This window comes from Rhodopirellula sp. JB055 (assembly GCF_043100905.1).
Lineage (GTDB): Bacteria > Planctomycetota > Planctomycetia > Pirellulales > Pirellulaceae > Rhodopirellula.
This window is the reverse complement of sequence record NZ_JBICHO010000569.1, coordinates 1-10,752: the sequence shown is the minus strand read 5'-3', so window position 1 is coordinate 10,752 and position 10,752 is coordinate 1. Positions and strand designations below refer to the sequence as shown.

Here is a 10,752-nt window from a genome sequence, read left to right as displayed (position 1 = left end):
GGCAGCCTTCAGGTTCGCATCGATGCAGAGGGCTGCCGGTCGCTGACGATGCAATTATTCGATGAGATGCCAGACGTCGTCATCACGCTTGATCCCCAGGGCAAAAACTAGCCCAAGATTCGTTCGCTCTGCAAATTCAGCCAAACTCAAGCAGGCAGGCTCAGCAAACAAGCCCCATCCCAAAGAGATGAAAGAAAGTAGCCGGGGGCTTGAGCAACAGCGAACCCCCATGGATCACAAACGCCCTGTGACATTCAGACAGCGGGATCGAGCCGTGCGGTTTTGTTCCGCCTGTTGGGGTTTGGAGCACGGGTGGCAGGGTGAATGCACTGGTGGAACCATCGACGCGTTCTTTGCACGGAAAAGATTGACTTTTCCCCATGCTGTGAGACTCTGGGGAAAACGAGGAAACACGATCAATGACCATTGAATTAACGCACGAAACAGAAACGCTCGCTCAAAAAGCGGCGATCACGCTCGGCTATCCCTCGGTTGCCGCCTTCATCGAGCAAGCAATACGCGACAAGGCCGAAAGCGTCACGAAGACGGATGACGCGGTCGATGCTGATCAACAGATCGAGGCATTGCGGGCATTTGCCCAAAGCCACGACCCTGTCAGCCACGTTGTGGACGACAACCGGGACAGCATCTATCCAGACCGTATCTGATGCAGGTTCTATGCGACACGAATATTCTAGTGCGTCTCGCGAACCCGGGGGATCCGAAACACGATCTCACTCTGAATGCGTTGGCCCGCCTTAGCAAAGACGGTCACAAGCTGGTTTTGGTGCCTCAATGCCTCCACGAGTATCACGTCGTTGCAACACGCCCCGCCCAAGACAACGGACTCGGCCTGAGTGAAACACGGGCGATCGCCGACCTCGATCAACTGATTGCAATCAATCACCTGATAGACGACGAGCCGGGGATTTTTCAGAAATGGAAATCAACCGTCGGTCAATTCAAGGTGATTGGCAAACAAGCTCACGATGCCCGGTTGGTCGCTGCGATGGACCATCACGGGCTGACATATCTCTTGACGTTCAATGACAAGCACTTCAAACGCTTCACGCATTTGAGGGTCGTCACGCCGGACGACGTCTTGAATGGCGATTTTTGAGGCAATTGACTACTTAACCAACTCGGCAGCGTGAACCGTTTTGTTCACGCTGCCAAGATTGATCCTCCAGCCGGCACCAAAGCCAATTCACTTCTTGCGGACTTCGATGATGTACTTCAACAAGTCGTTGAACTCTTTGCGGTTTTTCATCTGCCGCATCAAGTTCTCAGGCATCAACGACACCTCCGACTCGATCACATCCTCGACATCGTCTTGTGCAATCGTGATGGGTTCCGGTTGAGCGAGATTGCGCAACACAATCTCGTCGTCGTTTTCACTCACACGAATGCCAGTAAAAATCTGACCATCCGCCGTCAGCACGCTCACCTGTGCGTAGCCCTTGTCAATCAACTTCGACGGGCGGAGCAGGGCATCGACCAGTTCTTCATTCGTGCGTTTGGTGGCTGCCTTTTCCAGATCCGGCCCCATTCTCACGGTGCCGGCTGGTGGCGAGTGACACGCGAAGCAGGCTGCGGACGATTCATGGAACAATCGTTTGCCACGCTGGAAATTCCCCTTCGCCAAAGCGACCTGAGCCAACTTGCTCGGTGAAGCGGCCAGCAACTCTTTCTCCAACGCCTCGTTCGAGAACACTTCCATCTCTGGTGCAGTGTCCTCATCCATCAATTCCTTTTCCAACGGATGCAGCTTGAGGATCTCTTCCGGTTTGTAGAACGTCGTCCGGCCTTTGGTCTCTTCGCGAACGCGGGCGACGGACTCAGGACTGACAACCGAGGCTTGGTTTCCCCAGGTGTTCCGCACGAAGGTCAGAACCGCGGCCATCTCATCGTCCTTTAGTAAAGAACGGAACGCGGTCATGGGTGGCACGCCTCGGGCGGGATCGTAAGTCTTCCCGGCCACCGTCATTTTGCCCCACACGCCATGCAGAGCCATCTTGATCAGCCGATCCTCACTGCCGTTGACCCAGGGACTACCGACCAACGGTGGGTAGACATTGGGAGTTCCCTTGCCGTGCGTCATGTGGCAAGTCGCACAGTGCGATTCACGCTGATAGATGGTTGCGCCTAACTCGTAAGTCTTGCGATCCGCGCCGCTGAGGTGCTTGGGTGTGTCAAACTTGACGAACTCAAGTTCCGCCGGGGCGGCAAACTCGCTTCCGCCCTTCGTATCAACGTTTTCCCAAAAGTGGCGAACCGTCTTGGCAGCGACCACCGCATGCCGGACATCCGATTCCAACAATTGGTTCAACAATGCTTGGTTCTTGACCCCATTTCGTTGATGCAACCAAAGTGCTTCCAACAAGTGGTGGGCTTCCGTTTCATCATTGGGATCGAAATCGGCCATCCACTTTTGCGTCGCCGCGATGACTTTGTCCGAGTCATGTTGAGTGAGCTCGATGCGGGTCCGATGCCGCACGCCATTGACAGGATGCTTGAGATTTTCAAGCAAAGCCTCAATGGGCTGGCCGGCGATTTTGACAGGTTTTTGCAGAGGACGATCCTTGACCGTCAATCGGAAAATCCGGCCGTGAGCATGGTCACGATTGGGGTCACGAATGTTGTGCTGCATGTGCCCGATGATCGCGTTGTGCCAATCGGAAACATACAGAGCCCCGTCCTCGCCAACGACAGCATCGGTGGGACGGAAGTTGCGGTCGTCACTGTTGAGCAACTCCAACCCGGGTGTCCCCCAAACCTCACCGAACTCTCGGTGTTTCTCTTCCGGATTGGCGGATTCAATCTCAATGTCCACGGAAGCAACAACATCATCGCCGTCAAAGAACTCAATCTTGCCGTTGTTAAAACGGTCTTCGAAGCCTTTGCGGTTCCAAACTTTGAAGTCGGTGATTTGCACAGGCGACGGGAAGTCACCTCGCATCCACGGGTCCTTCTGCGGCGAAGTGTGAGCGAAGTTTCCCTTGTCGCCATCGACGAGTCGTTGGACAGGAAAAGCTCCGTTGTTGTATTCGCTCGATTGTTTCAGCTTGGCCGTTTTCGCGATGTTCTTGCCGCCACTGAAAACCTCCACTTCCGAGAGATTCATCTGCTGCTGCCCGTTCACGCTGAGTTTGAACCCGGTGATCTTGGCATCCTTCAGGGCAGGGTGATCCACCGTGATCAGACCACCACCGCGTGTGATTTTGACATACGCTGGTTCCTCCAGCGCCGATTCCGCAGAGTCTTCCTCCACGACATCCCCTTCTCGGTCCAGCTTGTACTGCTTCACTCCCAAAAATCCGATCGTGTTGCAGATTAGAATGTCGTTTTGCAGCTCTTCGGGGAAATGCTCTGAAGACAAAATCGCATTCGCTGCCACCGGACGAAACTCTTTTTCCAACAATTGGTGCATCTTGAAGCCATTGCCCTCAGGACGCACTTGATAGCAACGCCCACCGGTTCCGTCGCTGGCATAGCAATAACCCCAGTAATCAAAACTGGTCCCGTGCGGATTGGGTGAGTTACCTGCGTGTGGCGTGATCGCGAACGTCAACGGGTCAAAGCGGTACATGCCCGACGCACCGATATTCAGGTTTTGCTTCCACGGGGTCTCGTGATTGTGAACGAGGAAAATCCCGCTTTGCCAATAGATCCCGCCATCTGGCCCATAAACCAAATTGTTCGCAGCATGGTGAGTGTCCGAGGTACCGAGCCCTTGCAGGATGGGGTATCGCACGTCAGCCTTGTCATCTCCATCTGTGTCCTTCAAGAACAACAGATCAGGACCAGACGTGACAACCACGCCCCCATTCCAAAACTCAAAACCGAGCGGGTTGTGAACGTGGGCGAAGATCTTGCGGACATCGGCTTTGCCATCGTTATCAGTATCTTCCAAGATCATCAGGGAGTCATTCATCTCCTTCCCTGGCTCCCACTTGGGGTACGTGTTCCAACTCGCAACCCACAAGCGTCCCTTCGCATCGACTTGCATCTGAACGGGGTTGGCCAAGTCGGGAAATTGAACTTCCGACGCAAAAACGTTGAGCTCATAGCCGTCCGGAACGTTGATCTTCGCCAGCGATTCCTCGGGACTGAGGTAATCGATGCTGCCCTCTTTTCGGGCACTGGAACTGGCACTTCCGCCACCAATGTTTGAAATCACCTTGACCGGCGGAGGCACGTTGCTGTCGTCCGCTTGCAAGGTCTGCCCCTGAGTTGCCGCCCAAATCACTTTGTCGCGATTGGCGGTCATCACGTCGAGCATCACCAACTCGTGCTTCAACACCTCTGCGTTGCTCTGCCCGTCCACAAAGGTCAAGGTAGAACGACTGCCCCAAATGTCATTGCCATCGGTTGCCCGGTAACGGTTGTGCCAATGCCAGTTTTTGTCTTTGACCGCGCCATACAGAAGATCCAATTCTGCATCCGCAGCAGGCTCGTCATCAAGCAACGCCCGCGAAATGATTCCGGCAAGCTTTTTGTAACCGGCTGCGTTGAGGTGAACGCCGTTGAGCGTGAGTTGCTCGGAACTCGATTGGAACAACTGGAAGGTTGGCGAAAACAAATCGACAAAGGTCACACCGACTTCCTCGGCCGCTTCACGAGTCGCCTCGGTGTAAGCCGCCAAGTTCGCATTCAATTCCGTGCCATCGGGCAGGTTCGGGTCGCCGGTGTTCTCGTAGGCAATCGGACTGAACAGAACGAAACGCAAGTCCGCCCCGTCGCCCTTTCGCGCCTCGGTGTACCGCTGCACCAGCTTGATCAATTCATCGCGATAGGCATCCGCTTTCTCCGCTCCAGCAAAAGACTCGTTGAAACCATAGAAAGAAAAGACGACATCCGGTGCCACGTGGTTCAAGTACTCGATGTCATTGGTGAACCCTTTGTTCCTGGGCCGCTGATTGACTCTGTCGCCCGAAAAACTCATGTTCCGGAAACTGACATCGAGTCCCTTCAGTTGATGTTGAAGGAAGGTCTCGACCCAGGGGTCATGCTGCATCCGATCGGCCAATCCGTTGCCGTAGATGGCGACCACATCATTGGTCTGGAACTCAAAAACGTCTTCCGCATCAGCGTGCTGCGGTGCGTTCGGCCAAACACCGAAGCACAGCACCAAAAGGCCTGATTGGAGAACTGTCAAAATGCTTCGCGGCATGTTTTTCCTCGGTAGTCTGCTCGTGTTGTACATTCTTGTCTTTGGGCAGCGCAATCCGCTCCCACTTTGCGATCAGCGATCGGTGCTCCCAACTCTGATCGCCAAGTGGGCCGGAGCATGGACGCCAAAATTCATTTCGCTCCGCGCCCCCCAAGATGGTCACCGGCGAATGATGGGAAGAAGCGACCTGAAACCTGTACAAGTCACCCTTCTCTAACCAGCCACGCAGGTCCTTCGAACCGAAGATGCTGCCACTGTTTTCCGCTGGTCGCTAAATCAATAGAGCATGATAGCGTAGCGATCAGGAAGATGCACGAACTTTCAGGTTGATCACCATCGAGAAGGCTCATACCCCATCAGATCGCTAACCCAACCGCCCAAACAGGAATCTCCGTTTTCAACCGACCTCCTGCCACAGCATAGGAAAATTGCAGTTCACTTTCGCCCTGCAAACGAGACATCGACTAGCAATTGACACGCCCCGTTCACGATCATTCCCGCTGAAACTGCTTGATGAGATCACCGAAAACGACATCATCTCGAAGCTCATCCGTCAACCGCCGCAATTCGCTCGTCGGGCGTCCCAGCTGCCACAGACACCGCAACGCGGCCCCTCGAACCAAAGGATCAGGATCATCCTGAGCGATGCTGAAAATGCTGGCTCTGAGATAGCGAGGCACGCGTTTTGATTTGCCGCACGCCAGGATCGCGGACACACGAGCGATACGATCAGGCGTCCCAAGTGCATGGGCCACTCCCTCCATCGCTTCCTCCGGGACAGGTTTCAGAGGCTCAGCGATTTCGTCCAGACGCTGAATCATCTGCTCCGATGTCAAAGGGGCCTCTTCCGGAACTTCGGATGAGCACCCCACGAAAGCTGGTGTCAACGACATTAGCATCGCCACAGTCACAAAGGCCCGTTTCTCCTTGCGCACCCCTCGTTCACACGGTGGATCGTGCTGCCTCGACGACTCAGAACGGTCGACAAGCAGCGCTCGGACGACGAACACCGTCAAGAGGATCGGACTGGCAACCCACACGACCAACCCCAAAGCAGAATCACTCAGCCATGGTTCGGTAATCAAACGTGTCGCGGCGGCAATTTCAATTCCACTCCAAGCCACCACCGCACCACTGACGCTGTAACGAAACATGGCGGCGGCAGACTTTTGCTGTGTCGTTCGGTAAACCATGTACGGTGTTGCGATGGCGATCAACAGCATCGCAATCGTCAACGTCGCACCAGGGTACGGTGAAAAAGAACGGTCGGCCGCCCACAGAATCCCGGCGTAACAAACCCAGACGGTCATGAAAAACTGAACCAGTGTCCGTGCCGCATAGTTCTCCACACGCCCACTGGGAGCAACACTTCTGGTAAGCGGCAAGCGTTTGCGCAGCCACTTGAATACGACGCAGCGATTGGATTCGTGAAACGTCAATCCGATCATCACAGGAATCAAAAACAAAGCGGACCACTGGATCAACACGCCTGTTCCATGGACTCCAACAACACGATCCTCCACAACCGCCAGTGCGCCAGCCAGCCCCAGTTTGCGTGCTGCGATATCCAAGCCCACTTCGATTGCGCCGATCCACAATGCATGACCAGCGAGCGCACCGATCAGCGACTGAATTCCATTTGCCGGAACTCGGCCGCCTGCCCAAACGGCGATCGCCGCTCCCGCTGTCAGTGCAATCGCCAATCCTGCCCAGAAGGTTGAGACGGTCAACGTTCGCAAATCACCCAAGGAAGAGGGCTTGGACGCTTCGACGAAACTCGGGTCCACCTTTTGCTTGTATTCCAATGAATGCGCAGCAGTGCCATGGCCAACCCAATTGGCGTGCCGCCCTTGCTGCTGGTAAGTCACACTGGAGATGGACTGATCCAGAGAACGCAGGCTGACAAACGCCCGATGTCCTCCAGCACTGAGCAACAACGCAAAAGCCCAAAACAACAGGGTGACATACCACACACGGCATTTCGCAAGATGCCCCGGCGACCTCCGTACCAGTTGGAAGGCAGAAGACAGAATCGAAAAAACGTTCATTGCGACAACCCCACGACTTCGCCTCCGCCTCGCGTGCTGATCGCTCGCCAGACGTCCAAATCAACTGATTCAGTCATCGTACGAACGCTGCCATCGCACAACAGCGCGTTCACGCCGCCCGTGTGACGACTTCGAGCGGCAATCCACCCCGGCGAAAAGGTGTAGTGAACCATGCAGTCGGGCGTCGTGCTGTTTGGCGGAAGATAGGCGTTGAAAAATCCGCTAAGGTGACTTGTTGATGCCCACCCGCTTCCACGAGTCACACCAAACGATGTCGCTGCCGAGCATGCAGACTCTGACAAAGTGGGCGACATCCATGGCATCAACGCGGACCAGTAGCTCTCTGGATGCGGTGGCCGAACTGCCGTGGTGTAAGTGTCTCCGCCATCACCCCCCGGCCCCAAAATCGTCTCGGACATTGCCACCGTGTTGGAAAGACCGTCCGTAATATCACGCGGCTTTGAATTGGAATTCACATAAAAGACGCCATCTGCCTTTTTGTCTCCGCCTGCGATCGTGTCGGGCCCCGCCACCCCACTCCCCAAGCAAGCGACGTAGTTGATCGGTCGATAACGTGGATCCAATACCGTCCCCAGATCGCTAGGGCAAAGATAAGCCGGGATCACCGTCTTCACCAAGTCAACATGCTCTGGGTTGATAGGAAACGATGGTGGCGCTCCTAGCAACGGCATGTCCAACCTCAGGTCACCGTGAAGCGCCGTCTGCTCCAGGAAAGGCAGCAAATTCGCGAAAGCCCCCCAACCCCAATGGCCATCGGACCAAGTCGGTTGCTCGTCCCACGTTTTCCGAATCACTCCCGCCGGAAACATTCGATGAGCGCTCTCGTGATTGTGCAGCGCGAGCCCAAGTTGCTTCAGGTTGTTCTGGCATTGCATCCGCCGTGCTGCTTCACGCGCCGATTGAACCGCAGGCAACAGCAACCCAACCAAGATGCCGATGATCGCGATCACAACCAGCAGTTCCACCAAAGTGAATCCGCGCCTCGATGCCGAGCCACTTTTCAGGTTTTCCGCCCCGATCACCTTCCACTGCCACCACTTCCCCATCGTTTCCATCTGACTCTCCTCGCTTATCTCGAACGCAAACACAACAGTAGCACATGCTACAATGATGACGCAAAAGGTAGCCTAAGCTACATTTGAAACAAGAAGGTCTTTCGAAAATCACGACAAGGTTGGCCAATGCCTTCATCCCGAAAGACAAAAGATGCCTAACGACGTTCGCTCAAACGGCGCGCCAAGATGACCTTGGCCATTTCACCCAACGGTTGAGAACGCTCCCATCCAACCGGTGAGCACAATGGCTGCCATGCCGAGGGTCAAAAGCGAAACCGCGTGAATCGCCAACCACCGCGTGATCAACCCGGAACCGGTTGTCAGGCTGGAAGCAATTCGCGTCTTTCTGCACCTGTCTCCGACATCCGCTGCGGTGCCCTCTCCCCAATCGATCTACCCAACCCCACATTGTAGCCGACGCTACCCTTGACCCAGGTGTAGCACACGCTACATTTCGAAAGTTCATTCCATATTCGCGAACCACTCCGTTTGCCGGTGCCCATCTCCGTGGCTGGCTCGGATCGGTTTGCCGAATTCACCGTTACTCGAACAATTCAGGGGTCACGATCGCATGTCCGACTTTCAGCAACCGCCGCTTCCTTACGCCATGGACGCCTTGAAAGGGTACATTTCCGAAGAACAGATGAGCTACCATTACGGTAAGCACCACGCCGGTTACTACACCAAACTGAACAGGATGCTGAAGGACGATCCGCTCGCAGAACATTCCCTCCAAGACGTGGTAGTCGCAAGCAGTGGCGGTATCTTCAACAACGCAGCGCAAGCCTGGAATCATGCATTCTTCTGGAACTGCATGTCGCCAGCTTCTTCAGGTGGCCCATCGGGGCAACTTGCCGATTTCATTGACCGTGATTTTGGAAGCATTCAAGCCTTCAAAGACCAGTTCTCGGAAGCTGCGACGACACTTTTTGGTGCCGGTTGGGCGTGGTTGGCGATCGACTCGCAGAGCAAACTATCGATTCTGCCGCTGGGCAATGCAGACACGCCTCTGAAATATCACCAAACGCCTCTATTGACCCTCGATGTCTGGGAACATGCCTACTATGTCGACTACCGAAACGAGCGTCCCAGGTTCGTCGACGGTTTTTGGGAGGTTGCCAACTGGGACTTCGTCTCGAAGCAACTGGAGGAGGCGATCGCATGAACCAACGCACGGCGGGTCGAATCCATGCAGCCATGCGGCGCATCGCCAACCACTTCCGCCATGAAAACTACCCAGCGGCTCTGCTTGAAATCCAATCTCTCGACAAACGAAACCGGCGGATGTCGGAAATTCGATACTGCGAAGCAACCGCGCTGATGCATTTGCGTCGCTGGCAGGAGGCCCTTGAGTTGCTCGACCAACTGGCGGACGAAGACGCGAGCCGCCCGGTGGTCTTGCTGGACCTGGCGACTTGCCTCATCGAATTGGAGCGTGATCGAGAAGCATTGAACGTGCTCGCAATCAACCATACCGAACTAGGCGGGCTCGCCGAGTACCACGTGTTGCTGGCTCGCATTGCAGCGCGTCACTGGAAAATCGCCGAAGCATTAGCAGCGGCGAGGAAAGCGATCGACATCAACCCGGACGCCCGACGCATGATCGACAAATTACCGGACCTGAAAGCGGTCGTTCACTAGGAAGTCAGCCTGGCCCCGAAACAGGCTCACCGCCGGCAGAAAGGATGCCAGGTAAAGTCGACACATCCGATGGATTTCGCGGCACGGCAATCACGTCGGGACGCATCAAGACCGGTCGTCCCATCAAAACGGCGTGCTGAGAAAGCCGCGAAATACGATGGCGACGAAGGAACGCCATCTATTTTGTGCTGCTCTTCAAACGCGTGATTACATTCTGCAGGCACTTGAGCGTTTTGGGGCTCACGTGGTGCTCGATACCTTCGGCATCATGCGCCGCGGTCGCTTCGTCCACTCCAATCGCAAGGAGGAACGCGTGCACGATCTCGTGTCGTTTGCGGGACGCGGTTGCCAGACGCTTTCCCTTCGTGGTCAAGCGAATCGGGCGATAGGGTTCGGTCTCAAGCAATCCCTCGCCAACAAGCCGCTGGACAATTCGGGTCACCGTGACGTGACTGACACCAAAAAAACCAGCTAAATCAACGACGCGGCACGATTATTGATTCGCCAAGATCTCAGCGACCGCTTCGACATAATCCTCCGCTTTTTCGCTGGAGTGATCCATACGAATTCGCTCGTGGATCCCCGGGTCCGACAACGACTTGGAGTCTTTTTTCGCTTTACTAGCGTTCACTCGGGCAGCATCCACAGATATTCGAGAAGACGGGCGGACATCTCGCCCCTAGGTTGATCCTACCGGTGACTGCGCATTTTTCCAAGGCGTTGGCACATTGCATCGCCCACTTCAGAAACTGGATGCCTCGCACGATCCAGTCAACCAACTCATCTCAACCAGCCGTTGCGGCGGATCATACCG

Annotated in this window: 9 protein-coding genes; 4 read left to right on the top strand and 5 right to left on the bottom strand. The window is 55.2% G+C overall.

Going from position 1 to position 10,752, the window contains the following annotated elements; genetic code table 11:
- The first annotated feature begins 419 nt into the window (after nucleotides 1-419).
- Both ACF8AM_RS22175 and ACF8AM_RS22170 read left to right on the top strand, forming a co-directional pair.
- Nucleotides 420-668 carry a hypothetical protein gene (locus ACF8AM_RS22175; protein ID WP_392557748.1) on the top strand — a complete coding sequence of 83 codons (249 nt, stop codon included), beginning with the start codon at nucleotides 420-422 and terminating at the stop codon, nucleotides 666-668.
- A complete protein-coding gene (locus ACF8AM_RS22170) occupies nucleotides 668-1,120 on the top strand; it encodes a type II toxin-antitoxin system VapC family toxin (protein WP_392557747.1) in 453 nt (150 codons plus the stop codon). The genes ACF8AM_RS22175 and ACF8AM_RS22170 overlap by 1 nt, the downstream gene beginning before the upstream one ends.
- Before the next feature lie 87 nt (nucleotides 1,121-1,207).
- Here the strand turns inward: ACF8AM_RS22170 and ACF8AM_RS22165 are convergent, their stop codons facing one another.
- The 3 genes from ACF8AM_RS22165 to ACF8AM_RS22155 all read right to left on the bottom strand — a co-directional run bounded on the left by ACF8AM_RS22165 (nucleotide 1,208) and on the right by ACF8AM_RS22155 (nucleotide 8,288).
- The gene (locus ACF8AM_RS22165; RefSeq protein ID WP_392557746.1) at nucleotides 1,208-5,173 is read right to left on the bottom strand and encodes a PVC-type heme-binding CxxCH protein; all 3,966 of its coding nucleotides are present in this window, start codon (nucleotides 5,171-5,173) and stop codon (nucleotides 1,208-1,210) included.
- A gap of 491 nt (nucleotides 5,174-5,664) precedes the next feature.
- Nucleotides 5,665-7,221: a hypothetical protein gene (locus ACF8AM_RS22160; RefSeq protein ID WP_392557745.1), complete on the bottom strand. Its 1,557-nt coding sequence runs from the start codon at nucleotides 7,219-7,221 to the stop codon at nucleotides 5,665-5,667.
- Entirely contained in the window at nucleotides 7,218-8,288 is a 1,071-nt protein-coding gene (locus ACF8AM_RS22155; protein ID WP_392557744.1) for a DUF1559 domain-containing protein, read from the bottom strand. The genes ACF8AM_RS22160 and ACF8AM_RS22155 overlap by 4 nt, the downstream gene beginning before the upstream one ends.
- A gap of 580 nt (nucleotides 8,289-8,868) precedes the next feature.
- On the opposite strand from ACF8AM_RS22155, the gene ACF8AM_RS22150 reads away from it, so the two are divergent.
- Both ACF8AM_RS22150 and ACF8AM_RS22145 read left to right on the top strand, forming a co-directional pair.
- Nucleotides 8,869-9,462: a superoxide dismutase gene (locus ACF8AM_RS22150; protein ID WP_392557743.1), complete on the top strand. Its 594-nt coding sequence runs from the start codon at nucleotides 8,869-8,871 to the stop codon at nucleotides 9,460-9,462.
- A complete protein-coding gene (locus ACF8AM_RS22145; protein ID WP_392557742.1) occupies nucleotides 9,459-9,938 on the top strand; it encodes a tetratricopeptide repeat protein in 480 nt (159 codons plus the stop codon). Before ACF8AM_RS22150 ends, ACF8AM_RS22145 begins: the two co-directional genes overlap by 4 nt.
- A gap of 178 nt (nucleotides 9,939-10,116) precedes the next feature.
- Here the strand turns inward: ACF8AM_RS22145 and ACF8AM_RS22140 are convergent, their stop codons facing one another.
- Nucleotides 10,117-10,257, bottom strand: coding sequence for an iron dependent repressor, metal binding and dimerization domain protein (locus tag ACF8AM_RS22140; RefSeq protein ID WP_392557749.1), 141 nt, complete (start codon nucleotides 10,255-10,257; stop codon nucleotides 10,117-10,119).
- Nucleotides 10,258-10,431: 174 nt separating this feature from the next.
- Nucleotides 10,432-10,569: a hypothetical protein gene (locus ACF8AM_RS22135; RefSeq protein WP_392557741.1), complete on the bottom strand. Its 138-nt coding sequence runs from the start codon at nucleotides 10,567-10,569 to the stop codon at nucleotides 10,432-10,434.
- Nucleotides 10,570-10,752: the final 183 nt, after the last annotated feature.

Excerpts from the sequence above, each read along its gene's own strand:
- ACF8AM_RS22175 (WP_392557748.1), top strand. The coding sequence starts at position 420 with ATGACCATTGAATTAACGCACGAAACAGAAACGCTCGCTCAAAAAGCG.
- ACF8AM_RS22170 (WP_392557747.1), top strand. The coding sequence starts at position 668 with ATGCAGGTTCTATGCGACACGAATATTCTAGTGCGTCTCGCGAACCCG.
- ACF8AM_RS22165 (WP_392557746.1), bottom strand. The coding sequence starts at position 5,173 with ATGCCGCGAAGCATTTTGACAGTTCTCCAATCAGGCCTTTTGGTGCTG.
- ACF8AM_RS22160 (WP_392557745.1), bottom strand. The coding sequence starts at position 7,221 with ATGAACGTTTTTTCGATTCTGTCTTCTGCCTTCCAACTGGTACGGAGG.
- ACF8AM_RS22155 (WP_392557744.1), bottom strand. The coding sequence starts at position 8,288 with ATGGGGAAGTGGTGGCAGTGGAAGGTGATCGGGGCGGAAAACCTGAAA.
- ACF8AM_RS22150 (WP_392557743.1), top strand. The coding sequence starts at position 8,869 with ATGTCCGACTTTCAGCAACCGCCGCTTCCTTACGCCATGGACGCCTTG.
- ACF8AM_RS22145 (WP_392557742.1), top strand. The coding sequence starts at position 9,459 with ATGAACCAACGCACGGCGGGTCGAATCCATGCAGCCATGCGGCGCATC.